At 76.1% G+C, this 25,888-nt stretch carries 24 protein-coding genes; 9 read left to right on the top strand and 15 right to left on the bottom strand.

The features are described from left to right. Positions 1 to 87 precede the first annotated feature (87 nt). The 3 genes from VG869_02540 to VG869_02550 all read left to right on the top strand — a co-directional run bounded on the left by VG869_02540 (position 88) and on the right by VG869_02550 (position 3,615). Positions 88 to 621, top strand: a complete 534-nt coding sequence (locus VG869_02540; protein ID HEV3450057.1) for a cupin domain-containing protein — start codon at positions 88 to 90, stop codon at positions 619 to 621. A 229-nt stretch (positions 622 to 850) separates the two neighbouring features. Then, on the top strand, positions 851 to 2,002 hold the full coding sequence (locus VG869_02545; protein ID HEV3450058.1) for a mannosyltransferase family protein: 1,152 nt from the start codon (positions 851 to 853) through the stop codon (positions 2,000 to 2,002). Next, complete coding sequence (locus tag VG869_02550; GenBank protein HEV3450059.1) at positions 1,999 to 3,615, top strand: glycosyltransferase family 39 protein; 1,617 nt, start codon at positions 1,999 to 2,001, stop codon at positions 3,613 to 3,615. Before VG869_02545 ends, VG869_02550 begins: the two co-directional genes overlap by 4 nt. A 15-nt stretch (positions 3,616 to 3,630) precedes the next feature. Here the strand turns inward: VG869_02550 and VG869_02555 are convergent, their stop codons facing one another. The 3 genes from VG869_02555 to VG869_02565 form a co-directional block, all read right to left on the bottom strand. Continuing rightward, positions 3,631 to 4,446 (bottom strand): class I SAM-dependent methyltransferase, encoded by an 816-nt coding sequence (locus tag VG869_02555; GenBank protein ID HEV3450060.1) that lies wholly within the window; start codon positions 4,444 to 4,446, stop codon positions 3,631 to 3,633. Between the two features lie 61 nt (positions 4,447 to 4,507). Further along, positions 4,508 to 5,251 carry a ferric reductase-like transmembrane domain-containing protein gene (locus VG869_02560; protein HEV3450061.1) on the bottom strand — a complete coding sequence of 248 codons (744 nt, stop codon included), beginning with the start codon at positions 5,249 to 5,251 and terminating at the stop codon, positions 4,508 to 4,510. After that, positions 5,248 to 6,174 (bottom strand): FAD:protein FMN transferase, encoded by a 927-nt coding sequence (locus VG869_02565; protein HEV3450062.1) that lies wholly within the window; start codon positions 6,172 to 6,174, stop codon positions 5,248 to 5,250. The genes VG869_02560 and VG869_02565 overlap by 4 nt, the downstream gene beginning before the upstream one ends. Before the next feature lie 8 nt (positions 6,175 to 6,182). Between VG869_02565 and VG869_02570 the strand changes: the two genes are divergently transcribed. Beyond that, positions 6,183 to 6,662, top strand: coding sequence for a hypothetical protein (locus tag VG869_02570; protein ID HEV3450063.1), 480 nt, complete (start codon positions 6,183 to 6,185; stop codon positions 6,660 to 6,662). On the opposite strand, the gene VG869_02575 is transcribed toward VG869_02570, so the two are convergent. The 3 genes from VG869_02575 to VG869_02585 all read right to left on the bottom strand — a co-directional run bounded on the left by VG869_02575 (position 6,628) and on the right by VG869_02585 (position 10,225). After that, on the bottom strand, positions 6,628 to 8,019 hold the full coding sequence (locus tag VG869_02575; GenBank protein ID HEV3450064.1) for a HAMP domain-containing sensor histidine kinase: 1,392 nt from the start codon (positions 8,017 to 8,019) through the stop codon (positions 6,628 to 6,630). The two genes, VG869_02570 and VG869_02575, sit on opposite strands and share 35 nt — an antisense overlap. Continuing rightward, positions 8,016 to 8,696, bottom strand: coding sequence for a response regulator transcription factor (locus VG869_02580; GenBank protein HEV3450065.1), 681 nt, complete (start codon positions 8,694 to 8,696; stop codon positions 8,016 to 8,018). Before VG869_02580 ends, VG869_02575 begins: the two co-directional genes overlap by 4 nt. A 329-nt stretch (positions 8,697 to 9,025) precedes the next feature. Then, positions 9,026 to 10,225 (bottom strand): CoA transferase, encoded by a 1,200-nt coding sequence (locus VG869_02585; protein ID HEV3450066.1) that lies wholly within the window; start codon positions 10,223 to 10,225, stop codon positions 9,026 to 9,028. A gap of 258 nt (positions 10,226 to 10,483) precedes the next feature. Between VG869_02585 and VG869_02590 the strand changes: the two genes are divergently transcribed. After that, entirely contained in the window at positions 10,484 to 11,830 is a 1,347-nt protein-coding gene (locus tag VG869_02590; GenBank protein ID HEV3450067.1) for a trypsin-like peptidase domain-containing protein, read from the top strand. Positions 11,831 to 11,906: 76 nt separating this feature from the next. Here the strand turns inward: VG869_02590 and VG869_02595 are convergent, their stop codons facing one another. After that, on the bottom strand, positions 11,907 to 13,175 hold the full coding sequence (locus VG869_02595) for an alpha/beta hydrolase (GenBank protein HEV3450068.1): 1,269 nt from the start codon (positions 13,173 to 13,175) through the stop codon (positions 11,907 to 11,909). A 126-nt stretch (positions 13,176 to 13,301) separates the two neighbouring features. Between VG869_02595 and VG869_02600 the strand changes: the two genes are divergently transcribed. Then, positions 13,302 to 14,747 (top strand): wax ester/triacylglycerol synthase family O-acyltransferase, encoded by a 1,446-nt coding sequence (locus VG869_02600; protein ID HEV3450069.1) that lies wholly within the window; start codon positions 13,302 to 13,304, stop codon positions 14,745 to 14,747. 21 nt (positions 14,748 to 14,768) lie between these two features. Here VG869_02600 and VG869_02605 read toward each other — a convergent pair whose 3' ends face one another. The 3 genes from VG869_02605 to VG869_02615 all read right to left on the bottom strand — a co-directional run bounded on the left by VG869_02605 (position 14,769) and on the right by VG869_02615 (position 17,239). Continuing rightward, the gene (locus VG869_02605) at positions 14,769 to 15,836 is read right to left on the bottom strand and encodes a CPBP family glutamic-type intramembrane protease (protein ID HEV3450070.1); all 1,068 of its coding nucleotides are present in this window, start codon (positions 15,834 to 15,836) and stop codon (positions 14,769 to 14,771) included. 20 nt (positions 15,837 to 15,856) lie between these two features. Then, entirely contained in the window at positions 15,857 to 16,207 is a 351-nt protein-coding gene (locus VG869_02610; protein HEV3450071.1) for a DUF4190 domain-containing protein, read from the bottom strand. A gap of 108 nt (positions 16,208 to 16,315) precedes the next feature. Continuing rightward, positions 16,316 to 17,239: a TIGR03621 family F420-dependent LLM class oxidoreductase gene (locus tag VG869_02615; protein HEV3450072.1), complete on the bottom strand. Its 924-nt coding sequence runs from the start codon at positions 17,237 to 17,239 to the stop codon at positions 16,316 to 16,318. Between the two features lie 106 nt (positions 17,240 to 17,345). Here VG869_02615 and VG869_02620 point away from each other — a divergent pair, with 106 nt between their 5' ends. Beyond that, entirely contained in the window at positions 17,346 to 18,011 is a 666-nt protein-coding gene (locus VG869_02620; GenBank protein ID HEV3450073.1) for a pyridoxamine 5'-phosphate oxidase family protein, read from the top strand. A gap of 21 nt (positions 18,012 to 18,032) precedes the next feature. On the opposite strand, the gene VG869_02625 is transcribed toward VG869_02620, so the two are convergent. The 4 genes from VG869_02625 to VG869_02640 all read right to left on the bottom strand — a co-directional run bounded on the left by VG869_02625 (position 18,033) and on the right by VG869_02640 (position 23,396). Next, positions 18,033 to 18,992, bottom strand: coding sequence for an alpha/beta hydrolase (locus tag VG869_02625; GenBank protein HEV3450074.1), 960 nt, complete (start codon positions 18,990 to 18,992; stop codon positions 18,033 to 18,035). Positions 18,993 to 19,061: 69 nt separating this feature from the next. Beyond that, on the bottom strand, positions 19,062 to 21,257 hold the full coding sequence (locus tag VG869_02630; GenBank protein ID HEV3450075.1) for a glycoside hydrolase family 3 C-terminal domain-containing protein: 2,196 nt from the start codon (positions 21,255 to 21,257) through the stop codon (positions 19,062 to 19,064). After that, entirely contained in the window at positions 21,254 to 22,639 is a 1,386-nt protein-coding gene (locus VG869_02635) for a cellulase family glycosylhydrolase (protein HEV3450076.1), read from the bottom strand. Before VG869_02635 ends, VG869_02630 begins: the two co-directional genes overlap by 4 nt. A 52-nt stretch (positions 22,640 to 22,691) precedes the next feature. Next, positions 22,692 to 23,396, bottom strand: a complete 705-nt coding sequence (locus tag VG869_02640; GenBank protein ID HEV3450077.1) for a maleylpyruvate isomerase family mycothiol-dependent enzyme — start codon at positions 23,394 to 23,396, stop codon at positions 22,692 to 22,694. Positions 23,397 to 23,464: 68 nt separating this feature from the next. Between VG869_02640 and VG869_02645 the strand changes: the two genes are divergently transcribed. After that, positions 23,465 to 23,959, top strand: coding sequence for a hypothetical protein (locus tag VG869_02645; protein HEV3450078.1), 495 nt, complete (start codon positions 23,465 to 23,467; stop codon positions 23,957 to 23,959). Positions 23,960 to 23,969: 10 nt separating this feature from the next. Here VG869_02645 and VG869_02650 read toward each other — a convergent pair whose 3' ends face one another. Further along, the gene (locus VG869_02650) at positions 23,970 to 24,131 is read right to left on the bottom strand and encodes a hypothetical protein (GenBank protein ID HEV3450079.1); all 162 of its coding nucleotides are present in this window, start codon (positions 24,129 to 24,131) and stop codon (positions 23,970 to 23,972) included. Positions 24,132 to 24,513: 382 nt separating this feature from the next. Here VG869_02650 and VG869_02655 point away from each other — a divergent pair, with 382 nt between their 5' ends. Then, positions 24,514 to 25,770, top strand: coding sequence for a TIGR03617 family F420-dependent LLM class oxidoreductase (locus VG869_02655; GenBank protein HEV3450080.1), 1,257 nt, complete (start codon positions 24,514 to 24,516; stop codon positions 25,768 to 25,770). Positions 25,771 to 25,888: the final 118 nt, after the last annotated feature.

A 25,888-nucleotide genomic window follows, 5' to 3' on the forward strand; every position in this document is an offset into this window, starting at 1 on the left:
GCGGCCGGCGCCGTATCTTGCCGCGCCGGCGAACGCGGTCCGGCCGCGATGTCTAGCCTGCCCCCGACCGAGGGAGCTGGAGGGGCGATGAGCCGACGTCGGGTGGTGACGGGTCACGACCAGCACGGGCGGTCGGTGTTCGTCGTCGACGAGACCGTCGAGCCGGTGACGCTCTCGCTGCTGCCGGGCGCGGCGTTCCACCAGGTCTGGGGACGCGACGGGCCCGCGTCGGTGCCCGACGACACCGCGTGCCTCGACCGGTACCGCTACTTCCCGCCCGTCGGCGGCTTCCGGTTCGGGTTCTTCACCCTCGCGCCCGACACCGTCACCGTCGGCACCGACGTCGACCTCGGCGCCGCGCTCGACGAGCTCGAGGCGCGGCTGCCCGGCATGGCCGAGGTCATGGAGCCCGACCACCCGGGGATGCACACGACCGACACCGTGGACTTCGACGTCGTCATGTCGGGCGAGGTGTGGCTCGAGCTCGACGACGGGCGCGAGGTCCGCCTGGGATCCGGCGACTGCGTGGTCCAGAACGGCACCCGGCACGCCTGGCACAACCGGACCCGCGAGCCGTGCACGGTCGCGGTGGCGATCGTGGGGGCCCGTCGCCGATCCTGAGCCCGGGCGCCGCCCGCCGGCCGGGGTCGGGCTCGGCCCGCCCGGCCCGGGACCGGACGCGCGCGGACATGTCCGGCCTGAGCGCCTATGTTCTCCCGACCCCTCTGGCTACGGTTTGCGCCTTCCGACCCCCGGGTACGGCGCCATCTCAGCGGCACCGGGACGGGAGCGCTCCACATCGACGACGGGCCTCGTGATGGTTAAGACGTCGCCCCGTTCCGCCGCAACGGTGGCCTCGCCGGCGATCGACACGCGCTGGGTCGGCCGCGTGCTCCGCACCTACGGGCTGTCGCGACTGCTCGTCCTCGCCGCCGCGCTCGTCGCCACCGCCGGCAGCGACCCCGGGGCCGGGCCGTGGCCGCCGATCCCCGGTCCGCACGTGGCGCTCCTCCGCGCCCTCGGCCGGTGGGACGGCGCCTGGTACATCGACATCGCCCAACACGGCTACCACCACGTGAACATCCCGCCCGGCGGCGACGCCAGCTACGCCTTCTTCCCCTTCTATCCCTGGCTGATCCGGGCCGAGTCGTGGCTGACCCACGGCTCGCCGCTCGTCATCGCGCTGCTGCTCGCCACCGTGCTCGGCGGCGTCGGCGCCCTGCTGATCTGGGTGCTCACAGCCCAGGCCTTCGACGAGCGGATCGCGTACCGCGCCGCCACGCTGTTCTGCTTCTTCCCCGGCTCGTTCGTCCTGTCGATGGCCTACACCGAGGGGCTCACGATCGCGGCCGCGGCCGGGGCGATCCTGGCCCTCACGCGGCGGCGCTGGGTGCTCGCGGGCGCGCTCGGCGCGGTGGCCGCGATGACGCGCCCGACGGCGGCGGTGCTGATCGTCGTGGCCGGCTGGAGCGCGGTGGCGGCGTGGCGGCGTGGTGCCGGGGCCCGCCCGTTCGTCGCCCCCGCCCTCACGACCGCCGGCGCCGCGACGGTCGTGGTCTACCAGTGGGTCCTGACCGGGCATCCCTTCGAGTGGCTCCACGTCGAGCAGGTCACCTGGCACGACCACTCCGGCTTCACCGTCGACATCGTCCACCGCTTCGAGAACTGGGTGCAGACCGGGATCCTCGGCTTCGGCGTCGGGGACCTGAACGACCCGGTGTGGGCGGGCGGCTTCGTGCTGGCCCTGATCGGCGCGTGGCTGCTGGTGCGGCGGCGGCTCCCCGCCGAACTGACGATCTACGGGTTCGGGGCGCTGCTGTTCGCGGTCAGCTCGTTCAACGTCGGGCCCCGGCCCCGCCCGCTCCTGCTCGCCTTCCCCGTCATCATCGCCGCCGCCGCCTCGGTGCGCGGCTGGTGGTGGCGGGTCGTCGTCGTGGCGTCGGCGCTCGGGCTGCTGGCGATGAGCCTCCTCACCTTCCTGACCCTGTCGGCGGTGCCGTGACCGCGCCCCCGCGCGTCGGGGCCGCGACGGCGACGGGCGCGGCCCCGCGCCCCGCCGAGCGGCCCGACGAGGGAGCCGAGCCCCTCCCCCGAGGGACCCGCGCCGACCGCGCGCTGCGCGGCGCCGTCCTCGTGGCCGCGCTCGCCTTCGTCGCCTGCTACCTGGCGGTGGCGTTCGCCCGGTTCGACTACCCGTACCAGCTCGAGTGGCTCGAGGGCGGCGTCCTCGGCCACGTCACGCGCGTCCTGCACGGCGAGGGCCTCTACGGCGCCCCGTCGCTCCGGTTCACCCCGTACCTCTACACGCCCCTCTACTACTTCGTGTCGGCCGGCGCGGCGTGGGTGTTCGGGCTGCACCTGTCGACGCTGCGGATGGTGTCGATCGCGGCGTCGCTCGTGACGCTCGCGGCCGTGTACCGGCTGGTCTGGCTCGAGACCCGCAACCGCTGGGCCGCGGTGGTCGCGGCCGGCGTGCTGGCGGCCTGCTTCCGGCTCAGCGGGGCCTGGTTCGACCTGGCCCGGGTCGACTCGCTCTTCGTCGCCCTGCTCTTCGTCGGCCTCCTCTGCGTGCGCCGGACGACGACGACGCGGGCGGCGGCGCTGGCGGGGGTCGTCCTGGCCGCGGCCTACTTCACCAAGCAGTCGGCCCTGCTGCCGAGCCTCGCGGTGCTGCCGTTCCTCTGGTGGCGCGACCGGCGACTCGCGGTCGTCTACGCCGCCTCGTTCGGCGGGCTGCTCGCGGCGACGACGCTGTGGTTCGACCACGCCACCGGCGGGTGGTTCGGCCAGTACACGATCCACCTCGCCGGGCAGCACGCCCTCCTGCGCAGCGAGTTCGTCGGCTTCTGGACCCACGACCTCGTCCGCCCGCTCGGCGTGGCCCTGATCGTCGGCGCGGTGGGGCTGCTCGCCTACCGGCGCGGCGACGCGGGCCGGTTCTGGATCCCGGTGACCGGCGGCCTGCTGCTGGCCAGCTACACGGCTCGGCTCCACACCGGCGGCTACGACAACGTGCTGCTCCCCGCCTACGGCGGCGTGGCCCTCGTCACCGGCCTCGGCCTCCACGCGCTGACGTTCCCCGGGGTGGTCCGGCGGCACCGGGCCACGGTGCGGATCGTGCTCGTCGCCGTCGTGGCCATGTTCGCCAGCCTGGCCTACAACCCCTTCCGGCAGGTGCCGTCGGCGTCGACGGCGCGGGCCGGCGACCGGCTCGTCGCCGACCTCGGCCGGCTCCCCGCGCCCGTGTACCTGCCGTCGCAGAGCTGGCTCCTCGACCGGGCCCATCCGGGCACGCCGACCACGGCCCAGGCGGCCGCGCTCGACGACATCTTCCGCGGCCACGTGCGGGGCTCGAACCGCACCCTCGCCCGCACGTTGCGGGGCGCCGTCGCCGAGCGCCGGTTCGCGTCGATCGTGGTCGATTCGCCGAGCGTGTTCTCGTACCTGCCCGGCAACCTCGTCCGCTCCTACTGCAAGGTCGAGACGCTGCCGCGCCGCGACCGGCTCGAGCCGGTCACCGGCACGATCACCGCGCCGGCCACGGTGTGGATGCCCCGGGGGCCGGCCACGCGCTGCATCGACGACGGCCTCCGTTGGCACGTCCGGGTCTGGTAGCGACCCGCGGGCGGGTCAGGCCCGCCGGGCCAGGTACAGCTCGGCGATGTAGTCGACTCGGATCTCGCCGCCGGCGTCGGCGACGACCGCGGCCACCCCGTCGAGCAGCGCCCGCCGCTCCGGCTCGGGGAGCATCCGGTGGTCGGACTGGGTGCTGAGCAGCTCGACGTACCGGTCGGCGCGGTAGCGCGCGTGCCACGGGTACTCGTGGCGGCGCACCGGCCCGAAGCGGCCCGACGCCTCGAGCTCGACGACCGACGGGGGCGTCGCCGGGGCCGCCCCGAGCCCGGGGAAGCCGGGTCGGCGAGCCGCCAGCGTCGGTGCCAGCCGGTCGTAAGTGGCGTCGAGCGCGGCCCGGACCGGGTCGTCGGGCCGCCACCGGACCCGGTTCCAGCACAGGGCCAGGCCGCCGCCCGGCGCGAGGGCGTCATGGGCCTTCGTCGCCCGCGCCGCCGGGGCGACCCAGTGCCAGGCCTGGGCCGAGACGAGCAGCCGGAACGCGTGCCGCTCGACCGGCCAGGCCTCGAAGGTCGTGGTGTCGATGCGCACGGCCGGGAAGGCGGCGCAGTGTCGTCGGGCCACCGCCGCCATGTCGGCGCTGGGCTCGAGGCCGAGGACGGTGAGGCCGCGTCGCGCCAGGGGCACCGTGGCGCGCCCGGTGCCGCACCCGACCTCGAGGACCCGGTCGCCGGGTCCGAGGGCCGCGAACCGGGCCACCGCGTCGAAGAGCGGCTCGGGGTACGTCGGCCGGACCCGGTCGTAGGCGTCGGCGACCTCGCCGAAGACGAGCCGCTGCTCGCGCGCCCGGTCGGCGCCGGTGGACCCGGCCACGGGGCGGCAGCGTACGCGTGGGTCGTGGCCCGCCCGCCTCGCGGCGGCGCCTGGCGTCGGCTCAGCGCCGGCCCGCGGGGAGCCGCGCCGGCGGCGCCGGCGGCGGCCCGAGGTCGGCGCCGACCGTGGCGCGCACCGGCGCCCGGGTGACGCGCGGCGACGCCGGCGGCGGTCCCGGGTCGGCGTCGACGGTGGCGCTGACCGGCGTCCGCGCCACGCCTCGCGGCGCCGTCGGCGGTCGCGGGTCGGGGCGGGGGCCCGGCGGCCGCGACGAGGCCGGCGCGCCGCGCGCGGGGAGCGCGCGCAGCAGCGTGAGGAGCGCCACGACGCCGGCGACGGCGAGCATCCCGACCTGCACCGCCGGGCTCCGGTCGGTGCCGGCGGTCAGCCCGTGGACGGTCGCGAGCACGAACAGCGGGAAGCTGGCGTAGTGGACCCGGCGCCAGACCCGGAGGGGCAGCCGCTGCCGGGCCAGCGACGTGAGCTCGACCGCGAGCAGCAGGTACATGGCGACGATCCCCCACGCCACCGCGGCGGGGTGCCAGGTGCCGGCGAACGGGACGAGGACGTCGACCAGGCCGAAGTGCACGTAGGTGTCGAGCAGGATGGCGCCGACGTGGACCCCGACGAAGACGACGGCCAGGCCGCCGAGGTAGCGGTGCAGGTCGAGCAGCCACGCCGGCCGGGGCCGCCGCCCGAAGACGCGGCTGCTGAGGGCCAGGCCCCAGAGGACGGCGGCGGCGAGCAGGGCCCAGGACAGCAGCCCGCTGGCGCGCGCCACGTACCACCAGAGCTGGGTCGTCACGACGGCACCGCCGCGGGCGCGGCCCCGGCGAGGAACGGCCGCAGGCCCCGGCCGGTGAGGACGGCCCCGTCCTCGTCGACGACGAGCCCGCCGACGCCGAGCCGGTCGAGCAGGTCGACGCCCGCCACGGGGCCGGCGAGGAACCCGGCCTTGGCCAGCGCCTCGGCCTGCCAGCCCCGCGCCGCGACGGCGGTCGCGCTGGCGGCGCCGACGGTCGCGGGGCGGCCGTGGCGGGGATCGATGAGGTGGTGCGCGGCGCCGCGCCGGGTGGTCCAGGCCCGCCGGAGGCGGCTCGACGTCGCGACGGCGCCGTCGTCGAGGTGCACGACCGCCGCCGGCTCGTCGCGCCACGGATGGTCGACGGCGACCACCCAGGCGTCGGCGGGCGGCGCGCCGGCGACGCGTACATCCCCGCCGAGGTTCACGGCCGCGCCGGCGGCGCCGGCGGCGAGCAGCTCGGCGACGACGAGGTCGGCGGCCAGTCCCTTCCCGATCCCGCCCGGGTCGACGCCGACGCCGGCCGGGAGCGCGACGGTGCGGGCGACCGGGTCGAGCTCGATCCGGTCGCAGCCGCGGGTCCAGGCCCGGCCGACGCCGGCGCTCGTGACGGCCGGGTCGTCGAAGCTGGTGGTGTAGCCGGCTCGGAGCACGTCGCCGAGCACGGTGGGGTCGAAGCGACCGTCGGTGAGGCGCCAGGCCTCCCGCGCGTGCTCGAGCAGCGTGAAGGTGTCGGCCGACACCCGCCGGGGGCCGTCGCCGGCGGCGGCGTTGAGCCGGTTCAGCTCGCTGTCGGGCCGGAACCGGCTCCAGCGGGCCTCGAGCTCCTCGACGCGCCGCCGGGCTTGCGCGAGGTGCGCCGGCGCGCCGCCGACGACGAGCACGACGGCGTCGCTGCCCATGGCGCGGAAGCGGTCAGCTCGCATGGCTGGACGTGACCGGCTTCGACGTCGACGACGAGCCCGCGCTGGCGGCCAGGCCGCTCGAGGACGAGCTCGAGGACGACCCCGAGGACGAGCTGGAGGACGAGCCCGTCGACGCGCTGGCGCCGCCGGTCGTGGTCGTGGCCGTCGTGCCGCGCCGGGTCGCGGTCGTGCCGCTGGCCGGCCCGGCGGCCATGGCCCCGACCAGGCCGGCGAAGGCGACCGCCGACACGCCGGCGACGACCCGACGGGCCCGCGCCGCCGGGTGGCGGCGGCGCGGGCCCGGGACGCCGGCGCGGGGGAGCCGCCGGCTCGGGGCCTGGTCGGGACGGGGCGACGCGGCCGGGATCGGGCGGGACGGGGTGCGCGGCTCGCTCATGCGGACCAGGATCGGCGCCGGAGGCAAGACGGTGACGAGCGGCGGTCAAGAACTCGGTAAGAACGGCCGGGCGAGGATCAGGCCGGCGGGGCCTCGGGCAGCTCGATCGTGAACACGGCCCCGCCGCCGGGGTGGTTCGACGCCTCGACGCGCCCGCCCGCCGCCTCGACGGCCTCGCGCACGATGGCGAGGCCCAGCCCGGAGCCGGGGAGGCTGCGACCGTCGACGGCCCGGTAGAAGCGGTCGAACACCAGCGGCAGGTCGGCCGGCGCGACGCCGGGCCCGCGGTCGCGAACGGTGAGGCGCCCCGGTCGGACCGTGAGGTCGATGGGGGTGCCGTCGGGGCTGAACTTGACCGCGTTGTCGAGCAGGTTGCCGATGGCCCGCTCGAGCTGGCCGGGGCGGGCCTCGACGACCGCCGGCTCGGCGTCGACGACGATGGCGCGGCCGCTCCGTCGCTCGGCGCGCGCGCCGGCCCGGCTCGCGAGCTCGTCGAGCCGCACCCGCCGCGGTGACTCGTCGTCGTAGCGGTCGACGGCGAGGGCGACGAGCTCGTCGGCCAGGCTCGAGAGCTCGCGCAGCTCGCCGTCGAGGTCGGCGAGGAGCTGCTGGCGCGGGCCGCCGGCGAGCTCGGGGTGACGGCGCAGCGTGTCGATGTTGGCCCGCAGGCTCGTGAGCGGGGTGCGGAGCTCGTGGCCGGCGTCTTGGACCAGCCGCTGCTGCTGGGTGCGCGAGCGGTGGAGGGCGTCGAGCATCGAGCGGAAGGCCCGGGCTAGCCGCCCGACCTCGTCGCGGCCGCCCTCGGGCACGTCGACCTCGAGCTGGCCGGTGGCCCCGACCGCCTCGGCGGCGTCGGTGAGCCGGAGCACCGGCCGGGTGACCCGCCGGGCGATGAGCCAGCCGACCGCGGCGGCGAGGGCGATGACGGCGACGCCGACGCCGATCGAGAGGTCGCGCAGCGACCCGAGGACCTCGGTGGTGTCCTCGAGCCCCCGCGCGACGCGGATCTCGCCCCCGCCGGGCCGGGCGACGGCCACGACCCGGTAGGCCTGGCCCTTGACCACCGTCGTGGTCGGCTCGGTCGCCGGGAGCAGCCCGGAGCTCGTCGCGGTCGCGGTCAGCACCGTCGACCGGTCGACGGGCAGGTTCACCGACCCGGTCCAGCCGGTGACGGCGCCCTGGGCGTCGATGCACTGCACCGCCCCTCGCGGCAGCCCGCCGAGGAGCCCTCCGAACTCCACGAGCGGTCCGCCCCCTTGGAACGGGCCGTGGCCGCCCAGGCTGTCGCAGAGCATCCGGGCGACGTTCCCGTCCGGGTCCCGCAGGCGCGCCGCGTAGCTCGTCAGCTCGTCGTCGACGTTGCCGTGCAGCCGGTCGTCGGTGGCGACGTAGCTGATCACCGCCACCGCGATCACCGAGATCCCGGCGAGCACGGCCAGCCCCACCGCCAGGCGGGCTCGGAGGGTCACTGCTCGCGCAGCGTGTACCCGACGCCGCGCACGGTCTGGATGAGCCGGGGCTCGCCGACCTCCTCGGTCTTGCGCCGCAGGTAGCCGATGTAGACGGCGAGGGACTTGGAGTCGGGCCCGAAGTCGTAGCCCCAGATCCGCTCGTAGATCGTCGATCGGGTCAGCACGATCCCCGCGTTGCGGGCCATGAACTGGAGGAGGTCGAACTCGGTCTTCGTGAGCGCCAGCTCGCGGTCGCCGCGCCAGGCCCGCCGAGCCGCCTCGTCGATGCGCAGGTCGGTGACGACGAGCTCCCGGTCGGGGGTGTCGTAGGTCGCCCGGCGGAGCAGCGCCCGCACCCGGGCCAGCAGCTCGTCGAGCGCGAACGGCTTCGGCAGGTAGTCGTCGGCGCCGGCGTCGAGGCCCGACACCCGGTCGGACACCTCGGTGCGGGCGGTCACGATGAGCACCGGGGTGTGGTCCCCGCGGGCCCGCAGCCGCCGGCACACGCTGAGCCCGTCGACGTTCGGCATCATGAGGTCGAGGACGATCAGGTCCGGCCCCCGGGCGTCGACGGCGTCGAGGGCGGCGGCGCCGTCGCCGACCGCGTCGACCGCGTACCCCTCGAGCTCGAGGGCCCGGGCCACGGAATCGCGGGTGGCCCGGTCGTCCTCGGCGAGCAGCACCTGTCCGGGCATGCCCAAGCTCTAGTCGGCCAGGGTGAGACCCGGGTAAGAGGCCCGAACAGGCCGTGAAGCCTCGTTGAACGTCGGGCGTCACCGGCGCGGTCGGGCGAGGTTCCGTGCTTCGATGCGCGCATCCCCGGGCCGCCCGTCCCCGCCTCGTGCCGTCCCCCCGACGACGGCCCGCCGTCGCGCCCGCGAGCGGCGGCGGGGCGGGGCTCGGGCCCGCCGCCGGCCTGGCGCCCCGGGTCGGGGCGCCACCCCGCGCGGACCGACGACGGCGCGGCCGCGGCCTCGGCGCGGGTCGAGGGGAGCCGGCGCCGCGTCGAGCCCACCTCGCACCGCTACTCGACGGCTCGGTCCCCGAAGGCGCCGGCGTCGCCGAGCGCGGCGATGCGCTCGTGGCCGTAGCCGAGCACCCGCGTGAGGACGTCGCCGGTGTGCTCGCCGAGCGTCGGGGGCGGCGCGGTCTCGGATTTGCGGTGACCGTCGTAGCGGAACGGGCCCGTCAGCACGGTGCGGCGACCGAGGCCGGGGACCGCCACCTCCACCTGGGCCCCCCGGTGCGCGAGCTGGGGGTGAGCGAGCGCGTCGTCGACGCGCTGGACCCGCGACGCCGGGATCCCGATCGACCCCAGCGCCTCGAGCCAGGCGTCGGCGGTGCGGGTGCGGAAGGCCCGCGCGACGAGCTCGGTGTAGGCGGCGAGGTGCTCGTGTCGCCCGTCTCGCGTCGCGAAGCGGGGATCGGTGGTGATCGCCGCGCAGCCCGGCACGGCGGCGAGCAGCGTGGCCAGCCGGGGCTGGAAGTGGAGGCTGGTCTGCACGAGGACGGCCGCCCCGTCGGCGGCCTCGAGCACGAGCGTCGTCGGCGGCGCCAGGGTCCGCTCCCGGTCGCCCACCAGCAGCCAGCCGAGCAGGCACTCGAGCATGCTGACGTCGAGGTGGGTGCCGCGGCCGTGGCGGGCCCGGGCCACGAGGGCGGCGAGGACGCCCTGCGCGGCGGTGGCGCCGGCGAGGAGGTCGGCGAGCGGGAGCGGCACCGGGAGGCCGAAGCGGCCCGGCGGCCCGGTGAGCTCGAGGACGCCCCCGAAGGCCTGCACCGCGCCGTCGGTGGCGGCCAGCTGCGAGTAGGGGCCGTCGGGCCCGAACCCGGTGATCGTGCAGTACACGAGCCCGGGGTTGCGCGGCGCCAGCGTCTCGTAGTCGATCCGCAGGCGGTCGGTGACGCCGGGCCGGAAGTTCTCGAGCAGGACGTCGGACGCCGCCACCAGGTCGCGCAGCACCTCGCCGCCGGCCTCGGACTTCAGGTCGAGCACGACCCCGCGCCGGTCGCGGTGCAGGGCCAGGTAGAAGGGAGACGGCGGGTCGCCCGGCGCCAGCCCCGTCCCGGCTCGGGTCGGGTCCCCGCCGGGAGGCTCGACGCGCACCACCTCGGCCCCGAGGTCGGCGAGAGCGCGGGCCGCGATCGGCCCCGACAGGAAGGTGGTCAGGTCCAGCACCCGGGTCCCGGCCAGCGGGCGGGCCGGATCCTCGGGCTCGGTCACCGCCCGAGTCTCACCGGTGGCCTCGGGCGCTGCCACCGGGCGGCGAGGAGAGGGGCCGTGGAGGGGAAGGATCGGACCGACACCAACGTTCCAATCGGGCACGAGGGGCACGGCCACGGGTCGGGAACGAGATCCGCTCCCGTGACGTGATTCACACATGATTCACAGGAGAATTTCAGCCGGAACCACGATGATCGGCTCGGTGGAGATCACCCGGGGGGGACCGAACGGACGGACCGGGCCCGAGGGAGCACGCACATGACCTGGTGGGAGGACGACGAGCAGCCGACCGAACCGTCTCGGCGCGCCGCCCCCGACCCGACCTTGCCGCCCCAGCCCACCGCGGTGTGGTGGCCGCCCGAGCCCGCCGCCGGCCTCGGCGCCCCCCCGCGGGGCGGTGGCCCCGGCGGCGGGTTCGGCCCGCCGCCCCCGGCCGGCCCGCCGGCGCCCCGGGGCCAGCGCCCCCGGCGGCGGCGCGGCACCCTCTGGGCGCTGCTGGCCGCGGCGGTCCTCGCCGTCGGGGCGGGCGGGCTGCTCGCCTACGCCTCCGGCGGCCACTCGGGCCTGCTCCCGACCGCCACCAACAGCTCCACCTCGGCGCCGGCCAACCCGGTCAGCCAGGCCAAGCTCGACCCGTCGGCCATCGCGGCCCGCAACGATCCCGCGATCGTGGACGTCACCGCGACCATCGCGGACGGGACCGGCGAGGCCGCCGGCACCGGCATGGTGCTCACCTCCTCGGGTGAGATCCTCACCAACAACCACGTCATCGAGAACGCCAGCGCCATCACGGTGAAGATCTCGAACCGGTCCGAGAGCTACACCGCGGTCCCGATCGGCACCGACGTCGTCGACGACATCGCGGTGCTGCAGGCGCAGGGCGCGTCCGGTCTCACCACCATCCCGCTGGGCAACTCATCGCAGCTCTCGGTCGGCGACGGCGTCGTCGCGATCGGCAACGCCTTCAACCGGTCCGGGCCGCCCACGGTGACCCAGGGCAGCGTCACCGCGCTCGGCCGGTCCATCACCGTCCGCAGTGACACCGGCGGCTCCGAGCAGCTGAACGACCTCATCGAGACCGACGCCCAGCTCGAGCCCGGCAACTCCGGGGGCCCGCTCTTCGACGCCACCGGGAAGGTGATCGGCATCAACACCGCGGCCTCGACCGGCGGCGGCTACGGCGAGATCCCCCAGAACGGCAGCAACGACGGCTTCGCCATCCCGATCAACAACGCCCTCGCCATCGTCCACCAGATCGACAGCGGGAAGAGCGGCGGGAACGCCAACGTCGGGCCGTCGGGCTTCCTCGGCGTCGGCGTCAGCGACGTCGCCGGCGGCTTCGGCGGCAGCCTCGGCGGCAACGGGTCGTCGGCCGGCGTGCAGGTCCAGAACGTGCAGTCGGGCAGCCCGGCCGCCAACGCCGGGATCGCCCGCGGCGACCAGATCACCGCTATCGACGGGCAGAGCGTGTCGTCCTCGACGCAGCTCACCCAGATCATCAGCTCCAAGCACCCGAACGACATGATCCGGGTCACCTGGCTCGACCAGGCCGGGGACCAGCACACCGCCACCGTTCGCCTCGCCAAGCGCTCGTCGGCGGCCTGAGCCGCGGCGGGCGGCGACCGGCGATCGCCACCGGGATCCGCCGGCGCGACCGTCGGACGCGCCGGGTCGACCGCGGTCAGGCCGGCGAGACGCCGTCGACGTCGACGGCGGCGTCGACCGGGCCCCGGCTGACCCCGCGGAGGCCGTCGAGCCAGCGGCCGATCGCGTCGACCACGTACGCGGTCCGCACGCTGTACATCACGTCGAAGGCGTGCTGGGCGTGGGGCAGCTCGGCGTAGACCACCGGGTTGCGCGACACGGCGCGCAGCGCCTCGACGAAGAAGCGCGCGTCCTCCACCCACGCCAGGGTGTCGTGGCCGCCGTGCACCACGAAGAACGGCGGCGCGTCGGGACGGACCAAGTCGATCGGGGACGCCGCCTCCCACAGCCCCAGGCACTCCTCGGGTGCGCACTTCATGACGAACCGCTCGAGGAACGGACGCATCGCGTCCCGGCCCCGGACCCCGTGACGGTCGAGGAAGTCGTACACGCCGTACATCGGCACGCACGCCTGCACCGCGGTGTCGACGGCCTCGAAGCCGGGCTGGTAGCGAGGATCGTCGGGGGTGAGCGCCACGAGCGCGGCGAGGTGCCCGCCGGCGGAGCCGCCGGTCACCACCACGAAGCCCGGGTCGGCCCCGTAGTCGGGGCCGTGGCGCCGCACCCAGGCCAGGGCGCGCTTCACGTCCACGAGGTGGTCCGGGAACGTGGCGCGAGGGGAGCGCCGGTAGTTCGGCGCCACCCCCACCCAGCCGCGCTGCGCCAGGTGGTAGAGCAGCGGCTGACCCTGCTGACGCTTGTCGCCGACGACCCAGGCCCCGCCGTGGATCTGGAGGACCACCGGCCGGCGCCCCTCCCCGTCGCGCCGCCGGTAGAGGTCGAGGCGGTGGCGGCGGTCCTCCCCGTAGGCGAGGTCCGGGATGCGCTCGACCGCGCGCGCGTGCATCCGGAAGGGCGAGAGCAGCTGGCGGCGCGACACGACGGCGGCGACGGCCGCGCCCTCCGCCACGCGCCGGCCGCGGTCCCCGGCGAGGGCGTCGCCCATCGCCTCGGTCAGCACCGCCGCGGTCGTGCCCTGTCGCCGCGCGACGACGGCCAGGGCGGCCCACGAGAGCGCGGTCACGCCGAGCCCGGCCCAGCCCGCGGGCTCCCGCAGCGCGCCGAGGGCCACGAACACGACGGTCGCCACCACCTGCCAGGCCACGTGGAGGAGCGCCAGCTCCCCCGTCACCCATCCGGCGATGAAGAGCGGGAAGGCCAGCACCGCGGGCCGGCGGGGCGCGGCCACCGCCAGCAGCGTGAACGTCGCCCCGACGAGGCTCACGGCCAGGAACGCCTCGGGCACGCCGGCATCGTACGACCGGCCCCGGGCTGCGGCCGCGCCCCCGCTTCCCTCGCCGCGCCCGCGTCGCTACGCTCACCCGCCCCGCGCCCGCGCCGCCGGCCGGACGCCCGCGGAAGGAGAGCGCGCATGCGACGCCTCGGCGGCCTCGACGCCGCGTTCCTCTACGCGGAGACGCCGGCCTGGCACATGCACGTGTCGGCGCTGCTCGTCGTCGACCCGGCCGAGGCCCCCGACTTCGGGTTCGACGCGGTGCGGGCCACGACGGTGGCGCGGCTGCCGAGCGTCCCGCAGTTCCGGTGGCGGCCGGTCGAGGTCCCGCTCGGGCTCGACCGCCCGGTGTGGGTCGAGGCCGAGGACTTCGACCCCGACTATCACATCCGCCGGATCGGCGTCCCCGCCCCCGGGGGCGCAGCCGAGCTCGGCGACCTCGTCGGCCGCCTCATCGGCTACAAGCTCGACCGGTCGAAGCCCCTCTGGGAGATGTGGGTCATCGAGGGTCTCGCCGACGGCAACGTCGCCGTCCTCACCAAGATTCACCACTCGATCGTCGACGGCGTGTCGGGCGCCGGGCTGGCCGAGATCCTGCTCGACCTCGAGCCGGTGGCGACGGGACCCGACCCCGAGGTGCGCGAGTCGTTGCACCACCACCACGTGCCGAGCGGGTGGCGTCTGTTCGGCCAGGGGCTGCTCACCGCCGCGTTCGCGACGCCGTGGCGGGCCGCCCGCTACAGCGCCGAGCTCACCCGCAAGGCGGTGACGCTCGCGGGGCTCCTCCGCAGCGACCAGCCGCCCACGCTGCCGCTGCAGACCCCGCGCACCCGGTTCAACGCCCCGATCACCCCGCACCGCTCGTTCGCGGCCGCGAGCATCCCGCTGGCCCGCGTGAAGGCGATCAAGCGCGCGTACGACGTGAAGCTCAACGACGTGGTGCTCGCGCTCTGCGCCGGCGCGCTCCGCCGGTACCTCGAGGACCGCGGCGAGCTGCCGGACCAGCCGCTCGTGGCCCAGGTCCCGGTGTCGCTGCGCGCCGAGGGCGACGACCAGGTGGGCACGAAGGTGGGACCCATGTTCACGTCGCTCGCCACCGACGTCGACGACCCGGTGAAGCGGCTCCTCACCATCCACGAGGACACCCGGCGGGCCAAGTCCATGCGCCAAGCGCTGTCGGCGCAGGGGATCATGAGCCTCACCGAGACGACGCCGCCGGGCCTCCTCACGCTGGCGGCGCGCATGTACACCGCCGCCGGGCTCGAGCAGCACGGGCCGCCCCTCTACAACGTGATCATCTCGAACGTGCCCGGCCCGCCGTTCCCGCTCTACCTCGCCGGAGGCCGGCTCGTCCGCATGTACCCGATGGGCCCGCTGATCCTCGGCGGGGGGCTGAACATCACCGTGCTGAGCTACCGGGACGCGCTCGACTTCGGGTTCCTCACCTGTCCCGAGAACGCCCCGGAGACCGACGCCATCGCCGCGGGCATCCCCTGGGCGCTCGAGGAGCTCGAGCGCGCCGCCGGGCTGACGGGCGTCGACGACGCGCCGACCCCACCGCCCGGCGCGTCGGCCTCGGGCTGAGCGCCGGGACGGGCGGGCGGGTCAGGTCAGGCTCAAGACGAGCACGACGGCCACGAGGTTGAACGCGGCGTGGGCCACCATGCCGGGGCCGAGCCGGTCGGAGCGCCAGCGCAGCACGCCGAGGTACACGCCGAAGGCGGCGATGGTCAGGAAGGTGACGAGCACCTCGGCGAGGCTCATCCCGACCTGGTAGTGGGCGACCGCGAAGCAGCCGGCCTGCGCGAACACGGCGACGCGTGCGCCCCAGCGCCGCGTGAACACGGACTGCACCAGCCCCCGGAAGAACAGCTCCTCGACGAACGGCGCGCCCACGGTCACGATCAGGACGACGAGGAGCACCGTGAGGGTGTCGCGGTGCAGCTGGGTCGTGAACCCGTTCGTGCGGACGGTCCGGTTCGGCAGCAGCGGGATGAAGGGCGCCACGAGCACCACCGTGCCGATCCGGCCGATGACCGCGGCGACGAGCCCGACCCCGACGTCCCGCGACCCGATGCGCCGCAGGCCCAGCTCGCGGAGGGACCCACGCCCGTGGCGGCGCACGGCGAGGACGCACGCCGTCAGCAGGCCCGCCCACAGGCCGAGCTGCGACGCCACCAGGAGCCCAGGCGAGTGGCGCGACGCGCCGAGCGCGATCGCGCCCAGCGCCAGCCCGACCGCCAGCGCCTCGGCGAGGAGGAACCCCGCCAGCGCCAGCCCGCCGCCCCGGAGCCCCGGCGTTTCCCCCGCGTCCCGGCGCGGCGGGAACCAGGGCCGCTCCGGGCCCGGGGCCGCGGTGTGGCCGGTCCACTCGCGCCCGTCCCACCACCGCACCGGCGTCACGCGCCACGGGTCGGCGTACCACCCCGGCGGGGGTGCGGCCGCGGCGTCGCCGGGCGCGTCGCGGTCCGAGGCGGGTCGACCCTCGGTCAGCTCGGCGATCCGGCGGTCCACGTCGACCCGCGACGTCGCCGGCACGACGAGCGTGCCGCCGCGCCAGCAGGGTGTGACCCCGGCGTCGCGGAGCCGGCCGTGGAGCCACTGGCGAGCGTCGTCCGACCACGCCGACAGGTCGTAGGCGAGCTCGGCCGCAGGTGGGAGCTGGGTGACCACGAGGTCGGCGCCGCGCCGGGTCAGCCCAAGACCGCGGCCGACACGATGCCGAGGAGCAGGAGGGCAAGCCAGCAGTAACCGAGGATGAGGCCCGAGAGGGCCATGCCCCGGCCGCGCTGCCAGCCCTGCGACGCCGCGATCTGGCGCAGCGCGAGGTGTCCGAACACGACGGCGAGGATCGACCCGGCCCACAGCAGCCAGGTCAGCCCGAGCACCAGGGACGCGACCGCCATGCCGTTCCGGGTCACCTCGGCCGGGCTCGGAACCGGCTGGTACGTGCTCGCGGGCCACGCGGCCCGAGGCGAGCTGGCCCGCGGCGCCCCGACCGGCGGCGGCGGCCAGCGTTCGGCGTCGCGCTGCTGGGTCGTCATCACCGCCTCCCCGAACCGGGGCGCGCAGGGTGCCACACACCCGGCGGGTCGACCAACAGATCGACACGCGGCGGCCCCTCCTTGACCGCGGCGGGCCGGGCCCTGCGCCTAGCCGCCGCGCAGCCCGTCGATGATCGGCGCCGTGGCCTCGGCGTCGCGGGTCACGAAGTACGAGAAGCCCCAGCGATCCCTCGCCCGGCGGATCTGCTCCACGATCTCGTCGCGGGTGCCGACGAGCAGGTACGGGGACGCGAGCAGCGTGTCGGGATCGGTGCCCGTGCGCGCCGCGATCGGCTCCACGGCCAGCGCCCGGTCCTCGGTGATCTCGACGTACTGGACGAGCGCACTCAGCTCGAGCTCGTCGACGCGGTCGCCGGCCGCGGCGCGCACGGTCGCGACCTTGGCGTCGATCTCGCCGACCGCCCACTCGGTGACGTGCCGCTGCCCGTCGGGCAGGGTGGCACCCAGCCCGGTGAAGCCGACGACGTCCGCGAGCCTCGCGGCCAGCCGCAACACCCGGTCCCCGTTCCCGCCGACCAGGAGCGTCGGTCGGCGCGCCGGGTCGAGCCGGTGCTCGTCCAGGACGTAGTGGGGGCCGTCGACGCTGACCGTCTCGCCGTCGAAGAGCCGCCGGAGGATCGCCACCGACGACGTCAGGCGGCTGACCCGCACGCCCGGGGGGTCGAACGGGATGCCGAGCTCGTGGTACTCGGGGGCGGCGTGGCCGGCTCCGAGCCCCAGCTCGAACCGCCCGCCGCTCAGGAGGTCGAGGGTCGCAGCCTCCCGGGCGAGCAGCGCCGGGTGACGGAAGTCGTTGTTCAGCACGAGGGTGCCGATGCGGATCCGCGTGGTCGCGGCGGCGAGCGCGCCGAGCGCCGCCAGCGGCGCGAGCACACCGGCGACCGCGTGGTCGGGCACCACGAGGACGTCGAAGCCCAGCTCCTCGGCCCGGCGCGCGGCGGCCGCCCAGGCGGCGCCGGTCGGGGCGTCCCACAGCTGCAGCCCGAACCGAAACGACCGCGTCCTCCGCATCCGGGCATTCTGCTGCGAGCCCGGGGTGGGCGGCCGCCGGCTCACCCGGCCCGGGCCCAGGGGAATTCGCGGCGCACGCGCGCCCGGCGCTGCGACGATGATGACCGTGAGCGACCTCGCGCCCACCTCGAGGACCGCGGTGCGGCGCAAGCCCGAGCGCGCGAGCTACGAGCGGAGCACCGTCTACGAGATCCTCGACGCCGCGTTCGTCGCGCACGTCGGGGTCACGCTCAACGAGCAGCCCTTCGTGATGCCGATGGTGTACGGCCGCGACGAGGACCGGCTCCTCCTCCACGGCTCGGTCGCGAGCCGGCTGCTCCGCGCCCTCGAGCGGGGGCTCCGGGTCTGCGTCACGGTGACGATCGTGGACGGGCTCGTGCTGGCCGCGTCGCACCGCAACCACTCGGTCAACTACCGGTCCGTCGTCATCCTCGGGACGGCCCGCCGCCTCCGGGGCGAGGAGGTCGGCACCGCCCTGACCCGGATCGTCGAGCACGTCGTGCCCGGCCGGGCCGCCGAAGCGCGGCCGGCCAACGACGCCGAGCGGCGAGACGTGCTCGTGCTCGGCCTCGACATCGAGGAGGCCTCGGCGAAGATCCGCTCGGGGCCGCCACTGCCGTCGAGCCACGACGACCCGGCCGACGGGCGCTGGACCGGCGAGCTGCCCCTGGGCCTCGTGCCGGGCCGGCCCGTCGCCGACGCGGCCAGCCGGGATCGGGCGGTGCCAGGCTCGCTCACGCCCTGGCGACGGGCCCGGCCGATCGTCGGATGAGCCCGGCTCGGTCGGCGCCCGTCAGTCGGCGGCGACCGGGCGCAGCTCGCCCGCCAGCTCGTGGCGGAGGATCTCGGCCGCGTCGCGGATCATGGGACGGGACGCGTCCACGACCGCTTGCATCCCGAAGGCGCCGTGGATCTGGCCCTCGTAGCAGCGCTCCGTGACGCGCACGCCGAACGACCGCAGGCGGCGCGCGTAGGCGGCCCCGCCGTCGCGGAGCGGGTCGAACTCCGCCGTGATCACGTGGGCGGGGGCGACGCCGGCGAGGTCGGCGTGGATCGGGTCGAACCACGGGTGGTTCTGGTCGCCGTCCGGGCCGAGGTAGTTCGCCGTGAACCACTCGATGTCCCGTCGGGTCAGCAGGTAGCCCTCGCCGTTCTCGCGGACCGAGGGCTGGTCCTCGGTCACCCCGACGCCGGGGTAGACGAGGAGCTGGAACCGCAGCGGCGGCCCCGGGCGGTCGCGGCTGACGTTCGCGGTGACGGCGGCGAGGGTGCCGCCGGCGCTGTCGCCGGCCACCGCGATTCGGTCCGGGTCCCCGCCGATCTCGCGGGCGTGGGCGCGCACCCAGTCCAGCGCGGCGACGCAGTCCTCGACCGCGGCGGGGAACCGGTGCTCGGGCGCGAGCCGGTAGTCGACGGAGACGATCAGCGCACCGCTGTCGGACGCCAGGTCTCGACAGATGGCGTCGTGGGTGGCGAGGCTGCCGAGGAGGTAGCCGCCACCGTGGTAGTAGACGACGACGGCGCGGGCGCCGTCACCCCGGGCCGGCGCGTACCGGCGCACCGGGATCGGCCCCGCCGGCCCCGGGACGTCGTCGTCGGTGGCGACCACGTCTTGGGCGCCGGGGCCGCTCAGCAGCACCGAGCCGGCGTCGGCCAGCTCGCGCGCCTCGCTCGGCGTGACCTGGTCGAGGTCGGGGCTCCCGAGCGCCTCGAGCTCGTCGAGCACGGCGCGGGCTTGTGGGTCCAGACCCATCCTGTCTCCCCTTGGTGCGGCGGCTCCGAACCCTAGCCAAGGGTCGTCGCCGCCCCGCCCGCGCCCCGATCAGCGACGCGCCGACGGCTCGGTGAGCTCGACCCGGACCGAGTCGCCGGTCGCGGCCGCGTGCGCGCCGACGACGAGCTCGTAGCGGGTCGCCTCGACCACGAAGTCGTCGCGAGCCTCGTCCCAGTACGCCAGCGCGTCGACGGGCACGTCGAGGCGCACCGTGCTCGTGGCGCCAGCGGCGAGCGCGACGGCCTGGAAGCCGACGAGCCACCGCGGCGGCCGCTCGACCGCGGACTGGGGCGCCGCCGCGTAGCACTGCACGACCTCGACGCCGTCGCGGGCACCGACGTTCGCGAGCGGGACCTCGAGCTCGATGGCGTCGTCGCCGAGCCTCGCGTGCGGGGCGCCGTACCGGAACTCGGTGTACGTGAGACCCCATCCGAGCGGGTAGGCCGCCCGGCGACCGGTGCGGTCGAGGTGCTGCTGGCCGTGCCACAGCCCGTACTCGGCGTGCCGGGCGTCGCGGTCGAACGGGGGCAGGTCCGCCTCGTCGACCGGGAACGCGCACGGGAGGCGGCCCGACGGGTTCACCCGGCCGAGCAGCACGTCGGCGAGCGCGTGCCCGCCCTCCATGCCCGGGTACCAGGCCACGACGATCGCGGGGATCTCGTCGCGCCATCGCTCGGTCACGACCGCGCTGCCGGTGACGAGCACCGCGATCGTGCGGGGCTGCGCGGCGGCGACGGCGCGCAGGACCTCCTCGTCGTGGTCGTGGAGGGTGAGGCGGAGGCGGTCGCCTCCTCGTCCGGCGCGCGCCGGGGACGTGATCGCGTCGCCGAGCGCGGCCGCGGCCGGGTCGTCGGGGGCGAGCGGCGGGAAGAGCGCCACCAGCTCCGGCGTCTCGGCCACGTCCGTGTACTCGCCCTCGTCGTCGGCGGTGTAGCCGACGACCACGACGGCGGCGTCGGCGGCGGCGGCGAGCCGCGCCGCGCGGGCCGGGTCGCGGCCGTCGTCCCCGACGACGGCGCCGCCGAGGGCGGCGCGCAGCCCGGCCAGCGGGGTGACGACGTCGGGTGGGCGCACCGCGCTCGAGCCGGCGTCGCCGATGCTCCCGACGTCGGCGAGCGGTCCGACCACGGCCAGCTGGCGCAGCCCCTCGGCGCGGAGGGGCAGGGTCGGGGTCCCGTCGACGGGCTCGTTGCGGAGCAGGACCATCGCCCGCCGCGCCACCTCGCGGGCGAGGGCGCGATGGGCGGGCCCGGCCACGAGGTCGCCGGCCGTCGGGACCTCGGTCGTCGCCGCGGCCCGCAGGAGCGTCCGCAGGATCCGCCGAGCGGCGTCGTCCACGCGCTCGGCCGGGACCCGGCCGGCCTCGACGAGGTCCCGGAGATGGGCGGCGAAGTGCATCCGGAACGGCATCTCGACGTCGACGCCCGCGTTCGCGGCCGGCTCGGCGTCGCGGATGCCGAAGATCCAGTCGGTGATGACGAAGCCGTCGAAGCCCCAGCGTCGCTTCAGGATCTCGGTGAGCAGCGGTCGGTTGTGTCCGCACCAGGCGCCGTTCACGGAGTTGTACGCGCTCATCACGCTGCCGGCGCCCTCGTCGACGCACCGACGGAACTGGCGCAGGTACACCTCGTGGAGGACTCGGGGCGAGGCGCGGACGTCGACCTGGAACCGGGCGTTCTCCATGTTGTTGAGCGCGAAGTGCTTCACGCAGGCGACGACGTGGCGCTGCACGCCCCGGACCGCGGCCGCCCCCATGGCGCCGACGTGGCCCGGGTCCTCGCCGTAGGTCTCCTGCGCCCGTCCCCACGCCGGGTGGTGGAGCAGGTTCACGCACACGCTGCCGATGAGGTTGGCGCCCTGCGCCCGCGCCTCGGCGCCGATGGCGGCGCCGACGCGCGCCTCGAGCTCGGGGTCCCAGGTGGCGCCGCGCGCCATCGCGACCGGGAAGCAGGTGGAGCGGCCGAGCGTGACGCCACGCGGGCCGTCGCAGAACCGGATGCCGGGGAGCCCGAGCCGCTCGACGGCGCCGCCCACGTAGGGCGTGTGGCCGTAGCCGCCGCGCAGCATCTCGACGAGCCCGGGCCAGAAGTCGAGGTCCCCCGACATCATCGCCAGTCGCTCGTCGGGTGACAGCTCGGCGAGGAGGGCGTCGACCTCGGCGTCGAGGTCGTCGCGGTGGGCGGCCGCCCGCGAGGCGAGCGCGCCGAAGCCGTCCTCGGCGCGGGCCGGCGGCGTGGGCGTCACGACCGGCACCGGAGGCTGACGGCGGGGGCGGCCCCGACCATGCGCTGCAGGATGGCAGTGAGGCCGGGCTGGGCCGAGCACGCCCAGGTCGGGTCGAGCACGCCGAAGGTCTCCTCGGCGCCGAGCTGCCGCGTGGAGCCGCGCGACTGGGTCCCGTTGAGGGGCCAGTAGCTCCAGCCGAACCGGTGCGCGGTCACGTAGGCGGCCAGGTTCGCGAACCACTCGCGGGAGTGGGTGCGGTTGTCGTCGCACTGCACCGCGGGGGTGTGGCAGGTCCCGAATTCGCCGACCCAGACCGGCGTCGCCCCCGGGCCGGTGGCGAGGGAGCCCCACCGTTGGTCGAGCACGGCGGCGAGGCGCCCGGCGTCGGCGTTGGCGTCCGGGGCGTGGTCCTCCTGGTAGTCGTGCGGGGAGTAGACGAGCTGGTGCTCGTGGCCTCGGGGGAGGACGACGGGCCCGGCCGGGATGCCGGTGAAGTCGAGGGAGTAGCCGACGCCTTCGACCATGATCAGCAGGTCGGGGCTGGCGGCGAGCACGCAGGCCGCGCCCCGCTCGGCGGCGTCGCGCCAGTCCTTCGTGTCCTGCGCCGGGGGCCGACAGCCCGGCGCGGGCCCGGCCGGACTCCCCCAGGTCGCACCCCCGCGCGGCTCGTTGCGGAGGTCGGCGCCGATCACGTTGTGGTAGCTGGGACCTCGGTAGCGGCGGGCCATGGTCTGCCAGTCGGCGAGCCACTGCCCGGTGTGGAAGCTCTGGACCCACGCCGGGTCGGCGGCGTTGTGCCCCGCGTTGTACCAGAGGCTGTCCTCGTCGGTCGGGAGGCAGCACCAGTCCGCGGTGGTCATGTGGTTGTCGAGGATCACCATGAGCCCCTGACGCCCGAGCGCGGTGATGACGGCGTCCAGCACCGCGAGGGCGCGCTTGCCGCGGAGGCTGGGGTTGGCGGCCACGCTGGCGTCGCAGACCGTCGGGTCGTCGTGCAGCAGCGCGTTCGACCACGGCAGCCGCACCGAGTTGAAGCCGAGGGCGCGGATCTCGGCCGCGATCGTGTCGAGGGGCTGGCGGTCCAGGCCCCCGACGACCGAGTCCTGCTCCTCGGCGCCGTACCAGTTCACGCTGGCGAGCCGCACGACCGCGCCGCGGCGGTCGACGAGGTCGGGCCCGCGCGTGCGCAGCGGCGGGGCCGGGAGCCGGAGCGGCGCCAGCCTCGCCAGCGCGGCGGGGCGGGGACCGGGCCGCGGCGGTGGGGTCGGCGGGCTCGGCGTGGCACAGGGCGCGACGACCTGGGCGCGCCCATGCACCGGGTCCGGCGTGGCGAGGGCCGGCGACACGAGCGCGGCGCTGAGGAGCAGGCCCGCCGCGAGCGCCGTCACCCTGCCCGTCACCGGCGGGATCGTAGAGCGAGCGGTCGGCGTGGGTGCGGCCGCGGACCTCGGCTCACGGCATGGTCGACAGCGCGGCGCGCGCCGTCGGGTCGAGCGTCGACCCGGCGTCGAGCCGACCGGCCACGGCCTCCACGAGCTCGTCGTCCTCGACGGCGACGTCGACGCCGCCGCCGACGACGCGGGTGCGACCCGCCTCGACCCCGACGTCCAGGTCGGGCTTCGCCTCGCGGAGCGCGAACCTCGAGAACCGCGTCCGCCACGTCCGCCGCGCCTCGCGCTCGGCCTCGGTGATCGGGACGAAGATGTCGTCGGCGTGGACGGCGAGCTCGCCGGCGACGTGGAAGGCCTGCCACCGGCAGGGATAGTCGCCGACGCTCGTGTCGACGAGACCGTCCCCGCGGTCGCGGAACCCTCGGCGCGTCTCGGCGTTGTCGGCTCGCCACGCCGCCACGAGCTGCTCGGGTGTCAGCGCGGCCCGGTCGGCGATGCCGAGCTCGTTGGCCCGGGTCAGGTCGGTCCCGCCTCGCGCCTCGACGTCCTCGGTGAACGCCCGCACGGTGCCGGCGAGGCACGCGTGGTGGTAGTCCTCCGACGCCGCCAGGTGGGCGACGACGTCTCGGACCGACCAGCCGGGGCAGCGCGAGCGCGCCGACCAGCCGGACGCCGGGAGGCCCGACAGGTGGGCGGCGAGGCGAGCCGACTCCTGGTCGAGGAGGTCGCACGGGTCGAGGCCCCGCAGCTCGGCGTCGTCGGTCACGGCCCGAGTCTCTCGCGGCCGGCGAGCCGGGGCCGCGCCCGGGCCTCGGACCCGTAGGGTCGCAGGCGGTGACGACGGCTTCCTGCCTGATCGACTACCGGGGCGCGTACACCTTCCCGGTGTCGCCGCCGGAGCTCTGGGACGCGATGGAACGAACGGACCGCTTCCAGGGCTGGTGGCGCTGGCTGTCGGAGTTCAGGCTCGAGGGCGACGGGCTCCGGGCCGGGTCCGTCCTCACGGGCGTCGTCGCGCCACCGGTGCCGTACCGGATGCGGGTGCGCGTCGACCTCGAGGAGTGCGTGCGGCCCTCGCGGATCCGGGCCTCGGTCCACGGCGATCTCGAGGGGCCGGCCGAGCTGCGGCTGGCGGCGCGCCCGGGCGGGTCCCGGGTCGACGCCGCGTGGACCCTCGAGATGATGCAACGCCCGATGCGGCTGGCGGCCCGGGTCGCCCACCCGTTGCTGCGGTGGGGGCACGACCGCGTCGTCGAGGCGACGGTGGACAGCTTTCGACGTCACCTCGCCAGCGCCGACCCGGCGGGCGCGGGCGGCGTCGACGGCTGAGCCGGCGGCGTCAGCTGGTCGGCTTGCGCCGGTCGCGGTGCCGGTGGAGCAGCACGTCGACGGCGACGTAGCCCGAGATCACGAGGGCGCCGCCGAGCGCCGCGAGGCCGCCGGCGAGCCAGGCGAGGTCGCGGTTGATCGTGCTCGCCACTCGGTCGAAGGGATCGGCCATCACCATCCTCGGTTTCCGACGAGGCAGGCCGAGCGAGCCGACGGACATTCGCGTTCGCGCGCCGTCGCGCCCGCTCGCCGTGAGGACACGTTCGTCTCCTCTCCTCGGCGTGCGAGGGTACCGAGGGCTGGGCGCCCAGCCACGGATGGTCGCGCCGCCGTTCGACGAGGAGGTGGCGACGGCCGACGCCGCGGGCGCGGCGGTGGCCGGTCCTCGCCGCGCCCGATTGCGACGAGCGCGAGCTCGCGTCGGCGCGTCATCACTGGGTCAACCGCGAGTGGACGTCGGTCCCGAAGCCGGTGAGCCCGGGCTGGGCCGCGTAAGCCGAGCCGGGGGGCAACCGGAGCAGCGCCTCGAGGTCCGTGGTGCCGCCTCGACCGCGGTGACCTCGGCGCGCCGCACCTGCTCGACGGCGTCCGCGGCGTGGGCCCCGGCGCCGACCAGGTCCAGGACCCGCGGCACGAACGGTTCGTCGTCGTCGGCCAACGCTTCCCTCCCGGCGGGCGGCGAGGAAGCCGAGGGCCTCGTCGCCGCGGTCGAGCGTCGCCCCGACGACGGGCTGCTACCTTCCCCGACCGGCGGTGCCGAGACCATGAAGTTCGACGCGATCAGCATGGCGCAGCCGGTGCGCGACGTCCCGGCCCTCGTTCGCGACGCGGAGGCGGCGGGCTTCGACGGGCTCTGGTTCACCGAGAGCGGGCACACCGCGTACACCGGCTGCACGGCGGCCGCGCTGACGGCGCAGCGGCTCGACGTCGGGACGGCGGTGGCGCTCGCGTTCCCGCGCAGCCCCATGGTCACCGCCCAGGTCGCGTGGGAGCTGGCCGACGCCACGGGCGGGCGGTTCATCCTCGGGCTCGGCACGCAGGTGAAGGCGCACATCGAGCGCCGGTACGGCGTGGCGTTCGAGCACCCGGGGTCGCGGCTGCGCGAGTACGTCCTGGCCCTGCGCGCGATCTTCGCCGCCTTCCAGTCGGGGGCGCCGCTGGACTTCCGGGGCGACCACTGGCGGCTCGACCTCCTCCCGAGGACGTGGAGCCCGGGCCCGATCGAGCATCCGGACGTCCCGATCTACGTCGCCGCGGTCCGGCCGTGGATGGCCCGCATGGCCGGCGAGGTCGCCGACGGCGTCCACGTCCATCCGTTCCACTCGCCGCGGTACCTGCGGGAGGTGGTCCTCCCCGCGGTCCACGACGGAGCGACCAGCGCCGGTCGCGACCCGAGCCGACTCGCGATCGTGTGCCCGGTGATGGCGAACGTCGGCGACACCGAGGCCGAGCTGGCAGCGGCGCGGGACGAGCATCGGCTGCGCGTCGCCTTCTACGGGTCGACCCGCACCTACCACGGGGTCTTCGACCTGCACGGCTGGGACGGCACCGCCGACCGCCTGCACGAGCTGCAGCGAGCCGGCGACCTGGCGGGGATGGCGGCGACGATCACCGACGAGATGCTCGACGCCTACACGGTGACGGCGACGTGGGCGGAGCTCGCCGACGCCCTCGTCGCCCGGTACCGGGGGATCGCCGACCGGCTGGTGATGTACGGCGCGACCGAGGGCTGGCGCCCCGGGGAGGGCGGCGCCTTCGACCGGTGGCGGGGCGTGGCCGCCGCGGTGGCGCGCGCGACGCACGCGGCGTGAGGCCGGGCCTCCGCGGGCCTCGACGGGGACGCGGCGACGCGGGCGGTTACAGACGCGCCAGCACACCGTCGACGACCGGGCCGATCTCGGCCCGCGCCGCGGCGGGGTCGGGGGCACC

The organism is Acidimicrobiia bacterium (assembly GCA_035948415.1).
Lineage (GTDB): Bacteria > Actinomycetota > Acidimicrobiia > IMCC26256 > PALSA-555 > PALSA-555.

Excerpts from the sequence above, each read along its gene's own strand:
- VG869_02540 (HEV3450057.1), top strand. The coding sequence starts at position 88 with ATGAGCCGACGTCGGGTGGTGACGGGTCACGACCAGCACGGGCGGTCG.
- VG869_02565 (HEV3450062.1), bottom strand. The coding sequence starts at position 6,174 with ATGCGAGCTGACCGCTTCCGCGCCATGGGCAGCGACGCCGTCGTGCTC.
- VG869_02580 (HEV3450065.1), bottom strand. The coding sequence starts at position 8,696 with ATGCCCGGACAGGTGCTGCTCGCCGAGGACGACCGGGCCACCCGCGAT.
- VG869_02590 (HEV3450067.1), top strand. The coding sequence starts at position 10,484 with ATGACCTGGTGGGAGGACGACGAGCAGCCGACCGAACCGTCTCGGCGC.
- VG869_02600 (HEV3450069.1), top strand. The coding sequence starts at position 13,302 with ATGCGACGCCTCGGCGGCCTCGACGCCGCGTTCCTCTACGCGGAGACG.
- VG869_02610 (HEV3450071.1), bottom strand. The coding sequence starts at position 16,207 with ATGACGACCCAGCAGCGCGACGCCGAACGCTGGCCGCCGCCGCCGGTC.
- VG869_02615 (HEV3450072.1), bottom strand. The coding sequence starts at position 17,239 with ATGCGGAGGACGCGGTCGTTTCGGTTCGGGCTGCAGCTGTGGGACGCC.
- VG869_02625 (HEV3450074.1), bottom strand. The coding sequence starts at position 18,992 with ATGGGTCTGGACCCACAAGCCCGCGCCGTGCTCGACGAGCTCGAGGCG.
- VG869_02650 (HEV3450079.1), bottom strand. The coding sequence starts at position 24,131 with ATGGCCGATCCCTTCGACCGAGTGGCGAGCACGATCAACCGCGACCTC.